The sequence below is a fragment of the Streptomyces manipurensis genome (genome assembly GCF_049570255.1).
GTDB lineage: Bacteria > Actinomycetota > Actinomycetes > Streptomycetales > Streptomycetaceae > Streptomyces > Streptomyces manipurensis.
Window position 1 is genome coordinate 305,782 of record NZ_CP186950.1, and the last position, 17,908, is coordinate 323,689.

General features: G+C 73.4%; 17 protein-coding genes and 2 pseudogenes. 12 read left to right on the top strand and 7 right to left on the bottom strand.

Annotation, left to right across the window (positions count from 1 at the left end):
- Positions 1–306 precede the first annotated feature (306 nt).
- The 3 genes and pseudogenes from ACPU2J_RS01560 (at position 307) to ACPU2J_RS01570 (ending at position 3,584) form a co-directional block, all read left to right on the top strand.
- Positions 307–645 (top strand): STAS domain-containing protein, encoded by a 339-nt coding sequence (locus ACPU2J_RS01560; RefSeq protein WP_420082081.1) that lies wholly within the window; start codon positions 307–309, stop codon positions 643–645.
- Between the two features lie 391 nt (positions 646–1,036).
- Complete coding sequence (locus ACPU2J_RS01565) at positions 1,037–2,671, top strand: protein kinase domain-containing protein (protein WP_423832544.1); 1,635 nt, start codon at positions 1,037–1,039, stop codon at positions 2,669–2,671.
- Between the two features lie 611 nt (positions 2,672–3,282).
- A pseudogene (locus tag ACPU2J_RS01570) lies at positions 3,283–3,584 on the top strand (RNHCP domain-containing protein).
- A gap of 672 nt (positions 3,585–4,256) precedes the next feature.
- On the opposite strand, the pseudogene ACPU2J_RS01575 reads toward ACPU2J_RS01570, so the two are convergent.
- From ACPU2J_RS01575 to ACPU2J_RS01590, 4 genes and pseudogenes are all read right to left on the bottom strand, one after another.
- A pseudogene (locus ACPU2J_RS01575) lies at positions 4,257–4,490 on the bottom strand (TIGR04222 domain-containing membrane protein); the annotation flags it as partial.
- A gap of 362 nt (positions 4,491–4,852) precedes the next feature.
- Positions 4,853–5,434: a TetR/AcrR family transcriptional regulator gene (locus ACPU2J_RS01580; RefSeq protein ID WP_420082077.1), complete on the bottom strand. Its 582-nt coding sequence runs from the start codon at positions 5,432–5,434 to the stop codon at positions 4,853–4,855.
- A gap of 67 nt (positions 5,435–5,501) precedes the next feature.
- Positions 5,502–6,392, bottom strand: a complete 891-nt coding sequence (locus ACPU2J_RS01585; RefSeq protein WP_423832545.1) for an SDR family NAD(P)-dependent oxidoreductase — start codon at positions 6,390–6,392, stop codon at positions 5,502–5,504.
- A gap of 141 nt (positions 6,393–6,533) precedes the next feature.
- On the bottom strand, positions 6,534–7,043 hold the full coding sequence (locus ACPU2J_RS01590; protein WP_420082075.1) for a PaaI family thioesterase: 510 nt from the start codon (positions 7,041–7,043) through the stop codon (positions 6,534–6,536).
- Positions 7,044–7,270: 227 nt separating this feature from the next.
- On the opposite strand from ACPU2J_RS01590, the gene ACPU2J_RS01595 reads away from it, so the two are divergent.
- From ACPU2J_RS01595 to ACPU2J_RS01605, 3 genes are all read left to right on the top strand, one after another.
- Positions 7,271–8,059: a linear amide C-N hydrolase gene (locus tag ACPU2J_RS01595; RefSeq protein ID WP_423832546.1), complete on the top strand. Its 789-nt coding sequence runs from the start codon at positions 7,271–7,273 to the stop codon at positions 8,057–8,059.
- A gap of 168 nt (positions 8,060–8,227) precedes the next feature.
- On the top strand, positions 8,228–8,971 hold the full coding sequence (locus tag ACPU2J_RS01600; RefSeq protein WP_423832547.1) for a rhomboid-like protein: 744 nt from the start codon (positions 8,228–8,230) through the stop codon (positions 8,969–8,971).
- A 59-nt stretch (positions 8,972–9,030) separates the two neighbouring features.
- Positions 9,031–10,248 carry a hypothetical protein gene (locus ACPU2J_RS01605; protein WP_423832548.1) on the top strand — a complete coding sequence of 406 codons (1,218 nt, stop codon included), beginning with the start codon at positions 9,031–9,033 and terminating at the stop codon, positions 10,246–10,248.
- A 243-nt stretch (positions 10,249–10,491) separates the two neighbouring features.
- On the opposite strand, the gene ACPU2J_RS01610 is transcribed toward ACPU2J_RS01605, so the two are convergent.
- The 3 genes from ACPU2J_RS01610 to ACPU2J_RS01620 all read right to left on the bottom strand — a co-directional run bounded on the left by ACPU2J_RS01610 (position 10,492) and on the right by ACPU2J_RS01620 (position 12,521).
- A complete protein-coding gene (locus tag ACPU2J_RS01610; protein WP_423832549.1) occupies positions 10,492–11,094 on the bottom strand; it encodes a TIGR03086 family metal-binding protein in 603 nt (200 codons plus the stop codon).
- A gap of 72 nt (positions 11,095–11,166) precedes the next feature.
- Complete coding sequence (locus ACPU2J_RS01615) at positions 11,167–12,081, bottom strand: NAD(P)H-binding protein (protein ID WP_423832550.1); 915 nt, start codon at positions 12,079–12,081, stop codon at positions 11,167–11,169.
- Complete coding sequence (locus ACPU2J_RS01620; protein WP_423832551.1) at positions 12,078–12,521, bottom strand: nuclear transport factor 2 family protein; 444 nt, start codon at positions 12,519–12,521, stop codon at positions 12,078–12,080. The genes ACPU2J_RS01615 and ACPU2J_RS01620 overlap by 4 nt, the downstream gene beginning before the upstream one ends.
- Before the next feature lie 86 nt (positions 12,522–12,607).
- On the opposite strand from ACPU2J_RS01620, the gene ACPU2J_RS01625 reads away from it, so the two are divergent.
- The 6 genes from ACPU2J_RS01625 (at position 12,608) to ACPU2J_RS01650 (ending at position 17,854) form a co-directional block, all read left to right on the top strand.
- Positions 12,608–13,201 carry a TetR/AcrR family transcriptional regulator gene (locus ACPU2J_RS01625; protein ID WP_420082067.1) on the top strand — a complete coding sequence of 198 codons (594 nt, stop codon included), beginning with the start codon at positions 12,608–12,610 and terminating at the stop codon, positions 13,199–13,201.
- Between the two features lie 331 nt (positions 13,202–13,532).
- Positions 13,533–15,065, top strand: a complete 1,533-nt coding sequence (locus ACPU2J_RS01630; RefSeq protein ID WP_423832552.1) for an ATP-binding protein — start codon at positions 13,533–13,535, stop codon at positions 15,063–15,065.
- A gap of 3 nt (positions 15,066–15,068) precedes the next feature.
- Complete coding sequence (locus ACPU2J_RS01635; RefSeq protein ID WP_389072395.1) at positions 15,069–15,479, top strand: roadblock/LC7 domain-containing protein; 411 nt, start codon at positions 15,069–15,071, stop codon at positions 15,477–15,479.
- Positions 15,476–15,835, top strand: coding sequence for a DUF742 domain-containing protein (locus ACPU2J_RS01640; RefSeq protein WP_365071938.1), 360 nt, complete (start codon positions 15,476–15,478; stop codon positions 15,833–15,835). The genes ACPU2J_RS01635 and ACPU2J_RS01640 overlap by 4 nt, the downstream gene beginning before the upstream one ends.
- Positions 15,816–16,436, top strand: a complete 621-nt coding sequence (locus ACPU2J_RS01645) for a GTP-binding protein (protein WP_361607102.1) — start codon at positions 15,816–15,818, stop codon at positions 16,434–16,436. The genes ACPU2J_RS01640 and ACPU2J_RS01645 overlap by 20 nt, the downstream gene beginning before the upstream one ends.
- A complete protein-coding gene (locus tag ACPU2J_RS01650; protein WP_423832553.1) occupies positions 16,433–17,854 on the top strand; it encodes a cytochrome P450 in 1,422 nt (473 codons plus the stop codon). The genes ACPU2J_RS01645 and ACPU2J_RS01650 overlap by 4 nt, the downstream gene beginning before the upstream one ends.
- Positions 17,855–17,908: the final 54 nt, after the last annotated feature.

Consider the following 17,908-nt stretch of genomic DNA (forward strand, 5'->3'; position numbering starts at 1 on the left):
CCCGCGGGGCGCGTTCGTCGTGGGGCCGCGCCGTGCTCGTCGTACGGCGCCGCAGCCGGCGGTCCGCCGGGCCTTCCGAGCGTCCGCCCCGCGGCCCCGGGGTGTCGAGGAGGCGCGGGTCGCCCACTGCGACGGGAAACGGGAAACCTCCGGGAAACCCCCTGTGGCCTGCGGTCCTGACCGGGCGTCAGCCGGTGTCCGGCCACCGCCCTCGTCAACGCGACACCCCGACGGTTCACACGTTCGAGGAGGAGTGGGTCCGGTCCGGTGGTGTGGCACCCACGGCACTGGCTCATCATGAAGGACGTGGAGGATCGAGAGAACAGCGAGCCGGGCGCGTGGGTGGGCGGCGAGGACCACCGGCTGGTGGTGCACGTCGGCGGCGAGATGGACATCGACCGGGCCCCGATGCTGCGCAACGCCCTGCACGCCGCGATCGTCCAGCCCGAGGGCCCCGGCGACATCGTCGTCGACCTGGCCGGTCTGTCCTTCTGCGACTCCTCCGGCCTCATCGCCTTCATCGAGGCCCAGCAGACCGCGGCGGAGAACGGGCGGCGGATCGTGCTGCGCGACCCGCAGCCCCAGATACGCCGTCTGCTGTCCATGACCGGAGCCGACTCCCTCTTCCCGATCACCGACACCTGACCGACACAGCCATCGAGCATGTGCATCGTGCTCATACAGGTCGGGCCGGCGCCTGGAATCGCAGGGAGGATACAGGCCTGTCCAACCTGGAGGAAACGACATCGCGTCGCATCGAACTGGTCTGACTGACAGAGGAGTTGGACGGGTGATGTCCGGAGATCAAGGCCGAAGGAGAACAGTTCGGAATCGCTGGGAAAATCCTGCGCCGCCCGACCGCGCAGGACACGCAAGTGTCAACGACTGCACGGGACTCGCTGTGGCCACCGGGTGTGGGACATCGACAATCGTTTGACAGACCCGCCCTACGTGGTAGGAGTTGCAGAGGCCATCGGGAACGATGTTGCATCCATCCAGGGCAGCGGCCTCGGGGCCAAAGGGGCGGGGGCGTGGGATGGCAGTGTTCGAAGCTCTGAAGCCGGAGGATCCGCCGCTCGTGGGGCGGTACCGGCTTGTCGCACGGCTTGGCGCGGGTGGCATGGGCCTGGTGTATCTGGCGCGTTCGCCCGGCGGACGCCCTGTCGCGGTGAAAGTGGTTCGGCCGGAGCTGGCCGAGGACGGCGACTTCCGGCGCCGCTTCGCCCGTGAGGTGACCGCCGCCCGCAGGGTGAACGGAGCCTTCACCGCCGGTGTGATCGACGCCGATGCGGACGGCTCCCCGGCCTGGCTGGCCACCCTTTACGTCCCCGGCGTCTCCCTGAGCGAGGCGATCGCCGGGCACGGCCCCTGGCCCGCCCCGCCCATCTTTGCCCTGGGCGCCGGGGTCGCCGAGGCGCTGGAGGCGATTCACGCCGTCGGCGTCGTCCACCGCGACCTCAAACCCTCCAACATTCTCCTGGCTGCCGACGGCCCGCGCGTGATCGACTTCGGCATTTCGGTCGCGAGCGGGGCCGGCACCCTGACCCACACCGGCACGACCATCGGTACTCCCGGCTTCATGTCCCCCGAACAGCTCACGGATCAGCCGGTCGGACCTGCCAGCGACGTCTTCGCCCTCGGTGCGGTGCTGGCCTACACCGGCACCGGCACCGGCCCGTTCGGCACCGGCACCGCTCATGCCCTGCACTACCGCGCTGTCCACGAAGCCCCCAACCTCGCCTCCCTTGCACCCGATCTGCGCGAGGTTGTGGCCGCCTGCCTGGACAAGGATCCCGACCGGCGCCCCACCGTCGCGAACCTCCTCGCCCGACTCGCCTGCGCGAACAGAACCGGCGGGGGCGCGGACACAGCCACGGTCGCACTGTCGGCCGAACCCTGGATGCCCGACAGGGTGGCCTGGTTGATCCAGTCACACACCGCCAACGACCTGCCCGGCAGCCCGCCAGCCGAACGGCACAGCCCCGCACCGCCCGTCGGTCCGTCGCCGGCCCCCGGTCCGCACCGGTCAACGTCCGGGACCACAGGGCATCACCACCCCGGCCCCCCAGTTCTACGGCAGCCCGCACCCGCCGGGCCCACCCCCGTAGCAGAGCCGCTGGATGTCATCCCGCCAGGTTCAGGACGCAGCCCCGAACCCGGGCGCCCGATGGTTCGGCGCCGCACCGTGCTCGGCCTGGCAGGCACCGCTTTCACTGTGGGGGCCGGCCTCACGGGCTGGAAACTCACCAACGGCACCTCGGACTCGGGCGCCAGGACTTCGGGGTCGCCGAGCAAGTCCTCCTCGCCGAACCGCACCGGTTCCTCGGACGCCGGCAGCACCGGCGGCGGCAACTCCAGCAGTCCTGGTGGCGGCAAGGACGCTGGCACTGGGCTCGCGAGAATCACCGACATTCCAGAAGGCGGCGGCAAGATCTTCAAGCGCGAGGGCGTGGTGATCACCCAACCCGAGGCGGGTGCGTTCATGGCGTTCTCGGCAACATGCACCCACGCGGGCTGTCCAGTGACGGAGATCGCCAACGGTGTCATTCGCTGCCCCTGCCACGGCAGCGAGTTTTCGATCATAGACGGCAGCGTGCAGAACGGACCGGCGACAAACCCGCTGCCCCCTCAGCGGATCTCGGTGGACGGCGAAGCGATCACACTGGCCTGATCGCGCCGACACCCGTCTGTTCCGTGTCCGGGCAGCGCCGCCCCGTCAAGGCGCCTCCGGCGCCGCTCACGCGAGGCGCGCACCCTGTACAGCGGCTCATCCGGCCGACCGGGGTGGACAGGTGGGCCTCGACCGCCGCTCCCCGCCCCGGACCGAACACCTATCCCGGACGGGAGTCCCCGGGGCCGTGCCGACGGTCCGCGAGGTGACGGCGGACCCGAGGGAGGTGGCGTGATCACGCTGAAGCATGCCTCTGCCGACGCTGCCTGACGGGGGACGACGCCCACGGCAGTGAGACCGGACGGACACCTACCGGCGGCACGTGGCACACCCGCGTGACAGTGGCCGGGACAAACACACAAACCCGGTCGTGGTCCGGATCCGGGTGCTCGCGCACCCGGTGAAGCTGGAGCCGGAAGTAAATCGCCCGCAGCGGCGGTGAACCTCGTCACTCCCCGGTCGAGCCTGCGAACCCTGCGCCTGTCAGGGGGAGAGCGAACGGAACCCTGCGCCTCCGAGTTGAAGACCCCTTCGACTCGCCGAGGAGCAGCGTCATCAGCAGAACAACCGAAAACACCGGCTTCACCTGCGGAAACTGCGGCAGGACGGCGGTGCGGCTGATCAACGAAAGCTACCGCAACCACGGCCCGCACTGCCTGCACTCGCTGCATGGGACGTCTCGCCCGGAGACCGTGCCAACGACTGCCGCGCGCTCATGCGCCCGGTGGCCGTCAAGCACCACTCCGCAAAGGGCTACGTGATCGTCCACCAGTGCACCGGCTGCGGTGCACGCGGCCGCAACCGCATGGCGGACGACCCGCACCAGGGTGACGACCTCGACGTCGTCCTCGCCCTGATGAGCGCGGGCCGTCCCGAGGCCGGGTACGGCAAGCGGCGCCGGGCCCAGGCCTGACGCCGGTCCCAGCGGCTCCCGCCCCCGGCGGGGGCCGCGCCGTCTTTCACAGGCCGCCTCCGCACTCGGCGCAGCCCGCGCACCACACGCCCAGGGACGGGGGGCGAAGACCGTGTTGCCGCCGTGGGAGGGGACGAGCGGGAGCGGGCGCCCCCGGCGTCCTCCGCGGCCCGTACGGGCGGCTCGGGCACGGGCCGGGGACCGCCCACCACGGCCAGGGCGAGTGCGGGCAGGGTCACGGCGTCCAGTCCGTGCCGGCTGGCCTCCGCGACGGTCCTGCGGGTGCGGGCGGGCAGGCGGGTGGCGTGGTCGGGGCGCGGTTCCCAGGAGTCGTCCGCCACGGCCCTCGCGCACAGGGCCCGGCCGGCCGCGCTGCCGCCGCGGGTTCGGGGCCGCGGGTCGCGCAGCACGTGGAGCACCCCCCACCCGCACAGCAGCAGGGCGAAGGCCAGGAGCGGCCGGAGCCAGTGCCAGGGTCCGCCCGTGACGGCGGACCAGATCACCGCCGTCACGCCCAGGATGGCCGCGAGCATCGCCGTCGCGGCCTCGAATCCGTCGGCCTCGCGTACGCCCCTCTCCCGCGCCGGGTCCACGGCCAGCCCCTGCTCGACGAGGCGCTCGGCCACCTTGGCCACGGCTGCCGAGCCCCTCATCCCGTACGGCGGCGGCGGGCCGGACGTTCCCGGCGGACCTGCGGGCGAGGACGGCGCGCTGCACCGGGTCGCGCGGGCTCCGGCCGGTCAGGTCGAGCCGGTGGTCGGCGGTGATCGGCAGGCGCCCGGCGAGGTGCAGCGCGGCCATCGCGGTCTCCGCGACCGCGGTGGTGCCGCCCCGCAGGTAGGCCACCTCGTACATCGTCAGCGGCTGGCGCGACGGCCGGGGCGTGCGCGCCCGGGGCTTTTCCATGCGGCGCCGGGCGGCCAGCCGCCCGGAATCCCGCCGCCAGGAGCAGGGCAGCGGGCAGGAACAGGAACGGAAGCCACACGATTACCCCCCGGTGAACGTGCCTCACGGAGAGTGTGGCGCCGCTCGCGGAGCGCGGCAACATCCCGGGCGGCCGGGGGTTGAGGAACATCGGAACGAAAACCGGCGCTGAGCCATCGCCCCTGATGGTGTGAGCGGTCACTTGATTCCCCGCCTTCAGCCGGTTCTGCGTCACGGAATTCCCCGCCCCTGCGGTCACGATTCCCCAGGGGGAAGGCGGTCGCCGAGGTGCGCCGGAGGTGCCGCTGGGCGCAAGGATTGCCCTGGGCGGCTGAGGGGAGATCTCACACCGCCGTTGGTGTGGCTCGCAGGCCGCCGAGCAATGCGGCCAGGTAGCGGTGGGCGGTGTCGATCCGGTCTGCGGGAGCGCTGCCGTGTACGTCTACGGCGTAGGCGATGCCGCACACGAGCGGGACCAGATCGGTTGCGGCCAGGTCGGGACGGACCGCCCCGGCCGCGCGGGCCCGGTCGAGAAGTGTGGTGCCTGTCGACCACAGGGATTCCTTGAGTTCCGTGGTGCGCGGCAGGGCGTCGACGGAAGCGGCGGCGACCGGCGCCAGTGAGGCGTCGGTGACCTGCGCCTCGACGGTGCGGGTCAGGAAGCTCTCCAGGGCCCGCCAGGCGTCGGTGTCGGCCAGCGCCTGCCTGCCGTGGGCGGTCAGGGCCTCCAGGCGGGGGGTGGCGACGGTCTCCAGGAGCGCCTCGGGCGTGGCGAAGTGGCGGTAGACGGTGCCGACTCCGAGTCCGGTGCGGCGGGCGACGTCGTTGAGCTGCAACGGCGTTCCCTGGTCGACCAGTTCGCGGGCGACGGCCACGATCCGGTCCCAGTTGCGGGCCGCGTCCTTGCGCAGTGGTGTCGTCGTCATGGGGACATGCTAATTGGACAGCTCATCCGGATGCCCCCGCCGCCCGTGCCGGGCCGGGCCTGGCGGGTCAGGGCGCCAGGAGGGGCGCGTGCTGCCGGCTGAGTCGGCGCACGGCATCGGCGACGTGGGGGTCGGTGGCCGCGCGGAACGGCGCCGCCGGGCGTGCCGTGGCGCCGATGACGATGCCGGTCCGCCCCGCCAGGGACTCGTCGGTGGCGGCGACGATGGAGGGCTTCGCGGCCTCTGATGCCGGGCCCGCGGTGGAGCGTTCGAACTTGCGGCGCACCAGCGGCCACAGCAGCCGCAGGGCCGGTGAGACGATCTTCGGGTCGGTCAGAGTGCCGTTGGTCATGTCGGTCGCGGCGCCCCCGGGGTCGGCGGCGAAGACCGACACGCCCGTGCCGTCGAGCCGTGACGCCAGGTCGAGCGTGTAGGCAAGGTTCGCGAGCTTGGCGCGGCCGTACCAGTGGAAACCGTAGTAGCCGCCGGGCGGCTCGACGGCGTCGAACACCCGCTTGGCGGCACCGACCGCACCCGAGGTCACGTTCACGATCCTGCTCGGCGCACCGGCCGTGAGCGTGGGCAGCAGCAGTTCCGTCAGCAGGTACGGCGAAAGATGGTTGACGACGAACGACGCCTCCACGCCGTCCAGCTCCTGTCGATCCGCGAACATCGCCCCGACGTTGTTCACCAGCACGGTCAGCGGTTCACCGGAGGTGGCGTGGTCGCCGGCTATCCGACCAGCGAGCGCGCGCACGCCGTCGAGCGAGCCGAGATCGGCGGGCAGGAACCGGGCAGGGCGCGCCGGGTTCACCGCGCCGATCCGGTCGACGGCCCGGGCGCCCCGGTCGGCACTGCGCCCGACCACGGTGACCGAGAATCCGGCGGCGGCCAGTCCCAGAGCCGTCTCCAAGCCGATGCCGGCGGTCCCGGCCGTGACCACAGCTGTCTTCCCCATGCGTTCCTCCAGCCCAGCAATCCGGATAGATCATCCGCTTGATGGTGACGGTACCACAAGCGGATGACTCATCCGCTTGTGGTGAAAGACGGGGCTGCGCCATCCCGACGAAGCCCTCACAAGCACCAGACTCCGAAGCCCTCAAGGAGCGGGTGCGGCGCTGCCGCAGCGACGGTCGTCCCGCGGAGCGGCGTAGACATCCACCGGCCGGCGCCCCCAGCGGGCACCTGGGGAATTGCGTGACGCTTGCCCTGGGGAAATACGTGACCGTCGACACGGTGAGACGAAGACTCCCTCGGCCGCCACCAGGACCGTGGGGAGGTCTTCTTCGGTGGCGATCGAACCTGTCACGTACACCTTGCGGCCCTCGGTGCCCGTGACATGGGCGAGCACGCGCAGCGGGGATTCCAGCGGAACGGGGCGGTGGTAGCGCGTCTGAAGGGAGACGGTCACACCCGGCATTCCCGCGGTGGCGCAGACCCAGCCCATCAGCTCGTCCAGCAGCATGGCGCTGATGCCGCCGTGTCCGTAGCCGGGCGGCCCTTCGTGGGCGACGCCCAGGGCGCAGGTGCCCGTGGCGCCGCGGTCGAGTCGTGTCACGTGCAGGGGCGGCGAGAGCGGGCTGCCGGTCCCGGTGACGAGGCTGTACATCCGCACTCCGCCCGGGAACTCTTCGACCTCAGGGACTTCAGCTCGGGTGCGGTGATGTCCGGTCAGTTGCGCAGTGAGCCGGTGTACGCCGCCTGACACGCGGTTCAGGGTGTTTGGTGCGGCTGTGGTACGGACGGCCGCGTCGACCAGGGCGCGCAGCTCGTGGCCGAGCGCGGTGATCGCCGCGGGGGCTGGAACGCGACGGCGGCAGGCTCGCCGGCGACACGGTGGTTCCCGAGAACCCGCTGCGGTGGACGAGCCGGTACGGCAGCCTGGTAACGACCGTGTACGGCGCGGGCACGGCCGACGGGATCAACGAGGCCGGGCTGGCCGCGCACATGCTCTACCTCGACGAGAGCGACCCCGGACCCCGCGACCCGGCGCCCCCCGGCCTGCAGATCGCGCTGTGGATCCAGTACCTCCTCGACTGCGCCGGGAGCGTCACGGAGGCCTTGGAGCTGCTCGCTGCAGTCCAGTTGGTGCCGGTCGAGATGCGGGGCTTCGCGGCCACGGTCCACGTGGCACTGGAGGACCGCTCCGGTGACTCCGCGGTCGTCGAGTACCTCGGCGGCGAACAGTGCGTCCACCACGGACGCCAGTACACGATCATGACGAACGCGCCCGCGTACGACGAGCAACTGCGGCTGCTGGACGAGCAGGTGAGGACCCTGCGGGAGCTCGGGCACGACGCGCCCGACAGCGACGTCCCGCTGCCGGGGAACGTCAATCCGGTCGACCGGTTCCAGCGCGCCGCCTACTTCGGCGCCCTCCCGCCCCGGCCGGCCGACGAGCAGCAGGCCGTCGCCGCCGTCCTGGCCGTGACGCGCAACGCCTCCGTCCCCTTCGGCGCCCCCTACCGCTCGGGGCGGTTCGCGACCTACAACACCGAGTACCGCACGGTCTGCGATCTCGCCGGACGGCGGTACTTCCTCACTTCCTCGAACTGGCCACCAGCCCGCACCTGTTGTGGGCGGAACTGGACCGCTTCGACCTTTCCCCCGGCGCGCCCGTCATGACCCTGGACCCGCACGACCTGATGCTCGTCGGCAACGTGGCGGGCGCGTTCGCTCCGGCGCCCGCGCCGTTCTGCCTGCCCCCGGCGCCGGGTCCCGAGCCGACCTGGAGAATTCCAGGTCATGAACTCTCAGTCCCCGCCGGTTCCTTGGCGCGGAGCGCTCCGTGCCATGCGGAACCTGCCGCGCCGGGCACCGCTCACCCTCGTCTACGTCTGCGTGCTGCTGGCCGGCCACGTCTGGGTCGAGCGCGGCCCGGCCGCCGACCGGGCCGCCGCCGTCCTGCGCCACGTCAGCACCAACCTGGACAACCTCCGGGACCATCCGGTCGCCGCGCTGCTCGGCAGCGCCCTGTTCTTCGACGGCACGCTCACGGACGTCGCGTCCACCGACTTCGTGGGCACCTTCCTCACCCTCGGCCTCGGGGTGTGCGTCTTCCTGGCCTGGGCCGAACACCGCTGGGGGACGCTGCGCGCCGTGGCGGTCTTCCTCGGCGGACACGTCGCGGCCACCCTGCTCACCGCCGCCGTCATCGCCTTCGCGCTGCACCGGGGCTGGTACCCGGCGGAGGTGCGGCAGGCGTTGGACTTCGGGGTCAGCTACGGCGCCCAGACGGTCCTGGCGCTCGGCACGCTCGCGCTGCCGCGCCGGGCCCGGCTGCCCTGGGCCGCCTTCGTCCTGGCCTGGCCCCTCGGTGGCGCCGAATGGCACGGACCGCTGCCGGACTTCACCACCGTCGGCCACCTCCTGGCGGCGGTCATCGGTTTCGGCCTGGCGGCCCTCCCCGCCCTCCGGCGCCGGCGGAGGAGCGAGGGCGGGACGCCCGCCCCGGCGCTCTCCGACGCCCAGGAGCGGGACGGCGTACCGCGCGCGGAGGTGGCACCGGCCGCGGCTCAGGCACCTCCCCCGTCCTGACGGCGGCCGGCCGGGAAACCGCTTCGGGGCGGGCGCCGGTGGCGTTGTAGCCTCGCCCGATGCAGCGGATCAAGACCTTGACGCCCGAGGCCGGACGGATCGACAGCACGGGCCTGCGCGCCTGCGCCCCCGGCCGGCTCGTCCGGTACGCCGTCGACCCGGCGCAGCCGTGGTGGCGCCGGACGGCCTGCGCTCAGGCGCTGACCGGGCGGGTGCCCGAGGCACGGTTCGGCGAGCTGTTCGCCTGCGTCCGTGACACCGGGGACTCGGGAACGGTCCGCAAGGCGCTGCTGGAGCTGCTGGCGGACCGGGTGGAGCTGCTGCCCTGGCTGCGGGAGGACGAGCGGCGCGAGGAGCAGGCGTACGGGATGCCGGAGGCGGTGCTGCGGGCCCGCGCGGGCCTGGGGGACCTGACCGCCGCGGCCGGGCTGGCCGCCCTCGCGTTCAGCCCCTGGCGGGACCGCCGGAAGACCGGGGAAGCCGGGCTGGACGTGCTCGTGGAACATCACGGGGCCGCCGCGGTGCTCGGGCAGCTCTCCGGCGACGGGCCGGCGGACCGGGCCGCGCGGGTGCTGGTGCGGCACACCGAGGGCGAGGACGTCCTCGAGGCCCTGGCCGACCCCGATCCGGGCGTCGCCCACCTCGCGCAGTCGCTGGCGGCCGATCCGGACCGGCTGCTGGCGTTCCTCGCCGGGGCCCCCACGCCGGACGCCGCGCTCTGGGCCGCGTACGCCCTGCACGGGCTGACCGGGGACGCCGGGCGGACGCGGGCGGTCTACGAGGAGCTGGGGAGGCCGCGGGTGGAGGTCCCCGGTCTGGACGAGGAGCTGCGCCGGGCGATCGTGCACGAGTACGCGCCCGAGTGCGAGAAGCAGAGCGACCCGCGCTGGCGCCTCGAGGGCCTGTGCACGGAGCCTCCGGAGCCGGTCGACGAGGAGCGGCAGCTGGCCCTGGCCACGGCCGCGCTGACCGCCGCGGGGCTGGCGCCCCGGGCGCCGCTCTCGTGCGGGCAGGCCAACCGGCAGGGCGGGGGCACCTATCACGTCATCGGGTACGGGGAGGGCGGCCGGAGCGAGGTGCTCATCAGCACGCTGGGGCGTTTCGCCGGCGACCATGACGACGACGACCCCGCCGCCCGCGCGGCCCTGGAGGCGGCCGGGTTCCGCTGGATCGACGCGGACACCGGATCGATCGGTGTGAGCGGCCTCGGGGTCTACTACTTCGGAGCGCGCGAGCCGCTCGACGTCCAGACCCTGCTGTTCTACTGGCAGGACTGAGCGGCCGGCGGGACCGAGCTGCTCCCGACAGGCCGGCGGCGCGGTGCTCCGGGGCCCGTCGCAGGAGGAAGGTTTGAAGTCGCGGAGAGGGGACAAGCGCGGAGTGTCGGCGCGTTGCTCACTTTGAGCGGTGTGGTGACGCCCGAGAGCGGTGGCCGCACTCGGCTCTTCCTTCCCCCCGGAAGCCGAGTGCGGCCACCGTCGGCCGTCCGAACGCCACCGACGCCCCCGGCCGGCCCACGCTCACGATGGCGTGGGCGGGCTCCAGTCCGGGGCGCGCCCGCTCAGGCCGACGGCACGGTCCAGCAGCGACGCGCCGTCGGGCACGGGGACGACGGGGCCGAAGATCCCTCCCCCGCCGCTGCCGTCCCCGGCCGCCTCCTCGAGGAAGGCGTGCGCCACGCCCAGCGCTACCGCGTCCGGTGTGTACTCCTGTCCCGTGGCCACGGCCAGGTCCCAGCCGTGGATCACCAGCTCGTCGACCGCCACCGCGGCCGCGACCGCTCCCGGCAGGTCCACGCCGCCCGCCCGGGTCGTCTCGGTCCAGGCGGCCGGCTCCCGCCAGGCCTCGGCCAGCTCCTCCAGCCCACGGGGCAGCGCCTCGCGCCAGTCGGCCGGCAGGCCCGCGGCGGCGGGCTCGGGCGCCGAGTCGGTGGTGGGGCCCAGCCGCTTGAGACCCGCGTCACGGAAGGCGACGGCGAGCCCCCCGGTGTGGTCCAGCAGGTCGCCGACCGTGTACGCGGAACAGGGCGTCGGGTCACCGAGACGGGCGTCGGGGACCGCCGCGGCCAGGCGGGCCACGATCCGGCCCTGTGCTCCGAGGTCAAAAGTCGTCGTACCGGACATCTGCCGCTCCTCCCGGGGTGCTCCTGAAGGGTGGACCGGCCTCGGCGCCGCAATTCATCGCCACACGGGCGGTCATTCCGCGGCGGCGGGACCGGCCGGGGCACCTGTAGAGGTGGGCGGCAGGTCCAGCTCCCGGGCCACGACGGCGTGCAGGCCGTTCGGGGGCCGCCCGGTGAGGCGTCGTACGCAGTCGGTGACGCGGTCCTCCGCCCCCGCGGCGATGGCCAGGTCCATGTCGGCGAGCAGACCGGCGAACTCCGGCGGCATCAGGGCGGCAAGCCGTTCGCGCAGGGCCTCGCGGGACAGCCGCCGGTGCGCCACGGGCCGCCCGGTGGCTTCGGCGAGGACGGCGGCGACCTCGTCGTGGCTCAGCGCCTCCGGCCCGGTCAGCACCAGGTCGGTGCAGGGCGCGCGGAGGTCGGTGAGGGCGCGGACCGCGACGGCCGCGATGTCGTCGGCGTCGACGAATCCGACCCGGCCGTCCCCGGCGGCGGTCAGCAGCTCGCCGTGGCGGCGGATGCCGTCGGCGTGCAGGTGGTCGCCGGTGAAGTTCTGCATGAACCACGACGGCCGCAGCACGGCCCACTCGTCGAAAATCCCGGGCAGGACGCGGTGCACCCGGCCCACGGCGGGTCCGCCCTCCGGGACGGAGGAGGCGCTCAGCAGTACGGCGCGGCGGACCCCCTGGGCGCGGGCCCGCCGCAGGAAGGGCAGGACGACGCGGGCGGGGTCCGGGTCGCCGACGGGCGGGACCACGTAGACGCGGTCGACCCCGTGGAGGGCGCCGGCGTGGCTCCCGGGCTCGTACCAGTCGAAGGCGACGGGCTCGGTGCCGGGGACCGGCGTGGCCCTGCGGCCGGCGGCCCGGACGGCGTGGCCTTCGGCCACCAGCCGTGCGCAGGTGCGGCTGCCGGTGGTTCCGGTGGCGCCGATGACGAGGGTGACGGCGCGGTCGGGGGTGGCGGTGGCGGGAGCGTCGTGCGTCATCGGTCGCCCCCTGCCGGGCCGAGGGCCCGGCCGTCGACGGCGAGGGGGTTCCAGTAGTCGCGGTAGGAGGTGAAGCGGCCGTCCTCGACGGTGACCACGGCGACGTACGTCATGTCGAAGGGGCCTCCGGTCGCGACCAGCCTGCCGACGCCGCGCATCTCGACCACGATCGTCCGCGGGTCCTCGGTCCGGTGGATCCGCAGGTCCTCCTCGGGGAAGTCGTGGAGGTCGACGGTGAGGGGGTAGGGCGCCATGTAGTCGGCGACGGCCGCCCTCCCCTCCAGTCGCCGGGGCCGTCCCGGGGGCGCGAACGGGAACTCCATCACCCCGTCCTCGGCCCACAGTCCGACCCAGCCGGGGATGTCCCCGGCGAGCAGGAGGCGCAGGCCGTGGCGGTAGAGCTCGGACGGGGAGGTCGCCGCGGGGGCGGGCAGGGTCATGGGTATCCTCCATCTCAGCAATACGGACCGTCGGTCCGCATCGAACAATACGGACCCCTGGTCCGTTTTTCAATCGGAGGTGTCGCATGCCGGACCGACCCGAGCGCCGGACCCGCAAGGACGCCGAGCGCAACCGACAGGCCGTGCTGGCCGCCGCCGACGCCCTCTTCTCCCGCTCGGGAAGCCCCGAGGACCTGACGACGGCCGCCATCGCGGCCGAGGCGGGCGTCGGCAAGGGGACCCTCTTCCGCGCGTTCGGCGACCGCGCCGGCCTGCTGCGCGCGCTCTACGAGGCCCGGCTCGAACCCGTACGGCGGGCCGCGGAGACCGGGCCGCCACCGCTCGGACCCACCACCCCCGCGCGGGAACGCGTACCGGCCCTGCTCGACGCCGTCCTGTGCTTCAAGCTCGACAACCGCCGGCTGGCACTGGCCCTCGAGGACGGCGGGGGCGGCAGCCCGTACCAGGCCGAGCACTACGAGCGGTGGCACGACCTGCTCCGCTCCACGCTGGAGCGGATCCCCGGCCTGCCGGACGCCGACTTCACCGCCCACGCGCTCCTCGCCGCGACCCGCGCCGACCTGGTCGAGCGCCTGGCCGGACAGGAGGGCGGCGGCCGCGAGGAACTGCGGGCCCGGCTGGCCGCCTACGCGCACCACGTGGTCGCGGACCGCTCCTAGAACGGACGTACGCACCGCTCACCCGCCCGCATAGCGCATTCCCCGGCACCGCGCCACTCCGCCGCCCGGGTGGTGCGGCCGGATCCGGCCGCACCACCCGGACCGCACACGCCTGCCCGGACGGGGCGTCAGGCCCCCGACCTCCCCTGCTCCGAGGACGAGGGCGCGCCCCGGACCTCCCCCGGCGGCCGGACGCCCCACCGGGCATGGCGCATATCCGATCGCCCGGTCCGATGAACTCCAACGAAACCCTGCACTGCGGCAGTTGCACACAGCTACGCTCCGGCGCACCGGTCAGAAGGTCCCCCTTTTCGATAGTTCGAGGACGCCGATGGAGCAAAAAGACATTCCCCCCGAAACCGCCCACCCCTCGGTGGGGTCGCGCCGGACGCTGTCCGCGATCGGCGCCGTGGCCCTCGGCTGCCTGGCCGGGACGCTCGTCTCCTCCTCGGGGCCCCTCGTCACCGCCTTGGTCGCGCTGTCCGCCGTCTGCACCGCCGCGCTGTTCGTCGAGGCACTGCGCCGCGGCCGGGCGCTCACCGCCCAGCGCGCACAGGTGGCGGCCCTGCGGCACACGGTGTCCCGGCAGGAGGACGAGGCGGTCCGGCTGTCCTCCGTCGTCCTGCCCGAAGCCATCGAGCGGCTGCGCAAGGGCGAACTGCCCGAGGAGGTGCTCACCGCACTGGGCGGCCGCCGCGGCCAGGGCGACCGCTGGGGCAACGACACCGACCTGACACCCCGCTTCAGATCGGCCCTGCAGGCCGTACTGGCGCACTCCGTCGACGCGGTGGACAACGAGGAGAGCCTGCGCGACTCCGCGCAGCGCGCCTTCGTCAACATCGCCCGCCGCGTCCAGGCCATCGTCCACCAGCAGGCCCACGAGATGCGCGAGATGGAGGACCGGCACGGCCGCAACCCGGACGTCTTCGGCGACCTCCTGCGCCTGGACCACGGCACCGCGCTGATCGGCCGGCTCGCCGACTCCATCTCGGTGCTCGGCGGCGCACGCCCCGGACGCCAGTGGAGCCGCGCGGTCACCCTGTACAGCGTCATGCGCGGCGCGATGTCGAGGATCATCGACTACCAACGGGTGGAACTGCACTCGGTGTCCGAGGTCGCCGTCGTCGGCCCCGTGGTCGAGCCGCTGATCCACACCCTGGCCGAGCTGCTGGACAACGCCACCCGGTACTCCCCGCCGCACACCCGCGTCCACCTCACGGCCGTCGAGGTGCAGTCGGGCATCGCCGTGGAGATCGAGGACGGCGGACTGAGCATGAGCGAGGAGGCCCGCATGCGGGCCGAACGGATGCTCGCGCAGGCCCAGTCCGGCATCGACCTCAACGACCTCGGGGAGACCCCGCGGCTGGGCCTCGCGGTCGTCGGCCGGCTGGCCCAGGCGTACGGCTTCCAGGTGTCGCTGCGCTCCTCGGCGTACGGCGGCGTACGGGCCGTCGTCATCGTGCCGCAGCACCTGGTCACCACGGCGGCCGCGGCGACCGGACTCGCCCACGGCATCGGCTCCTCCTCCGGCCCCCGCGCCGTGGCGGCCGTACCCCGCGAGCACCCCGTCGACCGCCCGCCGGCCCCCATGCCCGCGCCGCGGCCGGAGCCGGCCGCCGCGAGCACGGCGCCGTTCGAGGCCGGCGAGCCGGTGACCGAGCGCACCGCGAACGGTCTGCCGCAGCGACGCCGCAAGGACCGTGTCACCACCTCCGACATCCGGCCCGCTGCGCAGCCGCACTCCGCGCACGACAGCGGCCCCGGCATGTGGCTGGAGGCGTTCCACAGCGGACTGTCCGGCGAGAGCGGCCGCGAGGCACAGGGCGCCCAGGACGCACCGGACTCAGCGACCAAAGGGGCGTAGACGATGATGACCCAGCGAATCAGCAGCATGGACTGGATGCTCAAGGACCTGGCCGCGGGCGTACCGCAGACGCGGCACGTGATCGTGCTCTCCGCCGACGGACTCTGCGTGGCGCAGTACGGGGCGGAGACCGACACGGCCGACCGCCTGGCCGCCGCCTGCGCGGGACTGCAGAGCCTGGCCGGGGCGGTCGCCGCCGAACTCCCGCGCTCCGAAGGGCGGATGCGCCTGGTCGTGATCGAGATGGACGGCGGGTTCTTCTACCTGATGGCCGCCGGCGACGGCTCCTACCTGGCGGTCCTCGCCGACGAGGGCGTCGACGCGGGCCTGATGGGTGCACAGATGCGCAACCTGGTGACCCGGATGGGGGAGCACCTGAGCACTCCGCCACGACATGACGGGCAGCCCGCGTGAAAGAGCCGCCCCCCAGCTGGGAGGACAGCAGTCCCGAACGGCTCTACGTCATCACGGGCGGACGCAGCGGGCCCTCCACCTCGGTCCATCTGGACCTGGTGACCCTGGTCGTGGCCAAGGCGTCCGCCCTGCCCGAAATGCAGCCCGAGCAGGCGACCATCCTGCGGCTGTGCCGCTCACCGCTGTCGGTGGCGGAGATCTCCGCGTACGCGGGTCTGCCGGTGAGCGTCGTCACCGTGCTCGTCGGAGACCTGATGGCGGACCGGCGCGTGCACGTACGCCCGCCCGTCCCCGCCGCGCAGCTACCCGACCTTGCTCTGATCGAGGCAGTGATAGATGGACTTCAGAAGCTCTGACGCGCCCGCCGGGCCGCGTGGTGCGGACGTCCTCCCGCAGACGGCCAAGGCCGCCGTGAAGATCGTCATCGTCGGCGGCTTCGGCGTCGGCAAGACGACGATGGTGGGCGCCGTCAGCGAGATCAAGCCGCTCACCACCGAGGAGACGATGACCCGGGCGGGTGTCGGCGTCGACGACACCCGCGGTGTCGACCGCAAGGTCACCACCACCGTGGCCATGGACTTCGGCCGCATCAGCGTCAACGACGAACTGGTGCTGTACCTGTTCGGCACGCCCGGTCAGGAGCGGTTCTGGTTCCTGTGGCGGGGTCTGTTCGAGGGCGCGCTCGGCGCGGTCGTCCTGCTCGACACGCGTCGGCTGGAGATCAGCTTCGACGTCATCGGACGGCTCGAGGAGCGGGGCGTCCCCTTCGTCGTGGCCGTCAACTCCTTCCCCGGCGCGCCCCATCACCCCCTGGAGGAGCTGCGCCAGGCCCTCGACCTGCCCCCCACCGTCCCGATCCTCGACTGCGACGCCCGCCGCCGGGACTCCTCCCGCGACGTCCTGCTGACCCTCATGCGCTACCTGCACTCCCAGGCAGCCACCCAGGAGGCAATGTGAGCACCTCCCCCACCCCGCCCCCGCAGTGCCCCGCCCACGCGGCGGCCACCGTGGACGGGCTCCACCGGCTGCACGGCCCCGAGGCCCAGGCAGATCCCCTCGCGCTCTACGAGAAGCTGCGCGCCGAACACGGCCCGGTGGCCCCCGTGCTGGTCAGCGGGGACCTCCCCGCGTGGCTGGTGCTCGGCCACCGGGAGAACCTGGACGTGGCCCGCACCTCCTCCCGCTTCGCGCGGGACCCCCGCGGCTGGCGGGACATGCGGGAGGGGCGGGTGCCCGCCGACACCCCCCTCGGCCCCATGGTGTCCTGGGTCCCGGTGTGCAACTTCACCGACGGGCCGGTGCACGAGCGGCTGCGCGCGGCCGTGGTGGAGTCCCTGGACCGCTTCGACAAGCGCGGCATCCGCCGCTACGTGACCCGCTTCGCGAACCAGCTCGTGGACCGGATCGCCGGAGAGGGGTACGCCGACCTGGTTCCGGCCTTCTCCGAGCAGCTCCCGATGCTGGTCATGACCCAGCTCCTCGGGGCCCCGGACGAACACGGGCCCCGGCTCGTGAAGGCGGCGCGCGACATGCTCCAGGGCACCGAGACCGCGCTGGAGAGCGACCGCTACGTCACGGCCACGCTGGAACAGCTGGTGGCGGACCGCAAGACGGAGCCCGCCCGCGACCTCGCGTCGTGGCTGCTCGAACACCCGGCGAACCTGACCGACACCGAGGTGCTGATGCACCTGCGCGTCGTCCTGATCGCCGCCTACGAGACCACGGCGAACCTGATCGCCAACACGCTCCGGACCGTCCTGACCGATCCGCGGTTCCGTGCGAGCCTCTCCGGGGGCCACATGACCCTGCCGGACGCCCTGGAGCAGGTCCTCTGGGACGATCCGCCCATCAACACGATCATCGGACGCTGGGCCACCGGTGACACCCTCGTCGGGGGCCAGCAGGTCAAGGCCGGGGACATGATCCTGCTCGGCCTGGCCGCCGGCAACGTCGACCCGGCGATCCGGCCCGACCCGGAGGCCTCCGTCCACGGCAACCGCTCGCACCTCGCCTTCAGCAGCGGTCCGCACGAGTGCCCGGGCCAGGACATCGGCCGGGCCATCGCGGACACCGGCATCGAGGTCCTGTTGGACCGGCTCCCCGACCTCCAGCTGGCGATCGACGCCAGCGAGCTGCGCTGGCGCGGCACCCTGATGTCCCGTCACCTGCTGTCCCTGCCGGTACGATTCGCCGCGCGTCCCGTCGCGTACGTGGAGTCCGGGCCCGACCGGCCCGCGGAACACCCCGTGCACGCTCCGGTCCCGCCGCAGCCGGTCCCGGCGGCGGTGGTTCCCCCGCAGCCGGCGGGCCCGCCCGCGACGGGTTCCCGCCGGCGCCGGCCGAGCTGGTGGCGCCGCCTGCTCGGCCTGGGCTGAGCCGTCCCTCGGCCCCGGGGCCCCGTCCGCACCTGCCGCGGACGGGGCCCCGCC

Bases quoted from the DNA above. Each gene is read 5' to 3' on its own strand.
- ACPU2J_RS01610 (WP_423832549.1), bottom strand. From the start codon at position 11,094: ATGTCCGGTACGACGACTTTTGACCTCGGAGCACAGGGCCGGATCGTG.
- ACPU2J_RS01620 (WP_423832551.1), bottom strand. From the start codon at position 12,521: ATGACCCTGCCCGCCCCCGCGGCGACCTCCCCGTCCGAGCTCTACCGC.
- ACPU2J_RS01645 (WP_361607102.1), top strand. From the start codon at position 15,816: ATGGACTTCAGAAGCTCTGACGCGCCCGCCGGGCCGCGTGGTGCGGAC.
- ACPU2J_RS01615 (WP_423832550.1), bottom strand. From the start codon at position 12,081: ATGACGCACGACGCTCCCGCCACCGCCACCCCCGACCGCGCCGTCACC.
- ACPU2J_RS01605 (WP_423832548.1), top strand. From the start codon at position 9,031: ATGCAGCGGATCAAGACCTTGACGCCCGAGGCCGGACGGATCGACAGC.
- ACPU2J_RS01580 (WP_420082077.1), bottom strand. From the start codon at position 5,434: ATGACGACGACACCACTGCGCAAGGACGCGGCCCGCAACTGGGACCGG.
- ACPU2J_RS01630 (WP_423832552.1), top strand. From the start codon at position 13,533: ATGGAGCAAAAAGACATTCCCCCCGAAACCGCCCACCCCTCGGTGGGG.
- ACPU2J_RS01625 (WP_420082067.1), top strand. From the start codon at position 12,608: ATGCCGGACCGACCCGAGCGCCGGACCCGCAAGGACGCCGAGCGCAAC.
- ACPU2J_RS01565 (WP_423832544.1), top strand. From the start codon at position 1,037: ATGGCAGTGTTCGAAGCTCTGAAGCCGGAGGATCCGCCGCTCGTGGGG.
- ACPU2J_RS01635 (WP_389072395.1), top strand. From the start codon at position 15,069: ATGATGACCCAGCGAATCAGCAGCATGGACTGGATGCTCAAGGACCTG.
- ACPU2J_RS01590 (WP_420082075.1), bottom strand. From the start codon at position 7,043: ATGTACAGCCTCGTCACCGGGACCGGCAGCCCGCTCTCGCCGCCCCTG.
- ACPU2J_RS01585 (WP_423832545.1), bottom strand. From the start codon at position 6,392: ATGGGGAAGACAGCTGTGGTCACGGCCGGGACCGCCGGCATCGGCTTG.
- ACPU2J_RS01600 (WP_423832547.1), top strand. From the start codon at position 8,228: ATGCGGAACCTGCCGCGCCGGGCACCGCTCACCCTCGTCTACGTCTGC.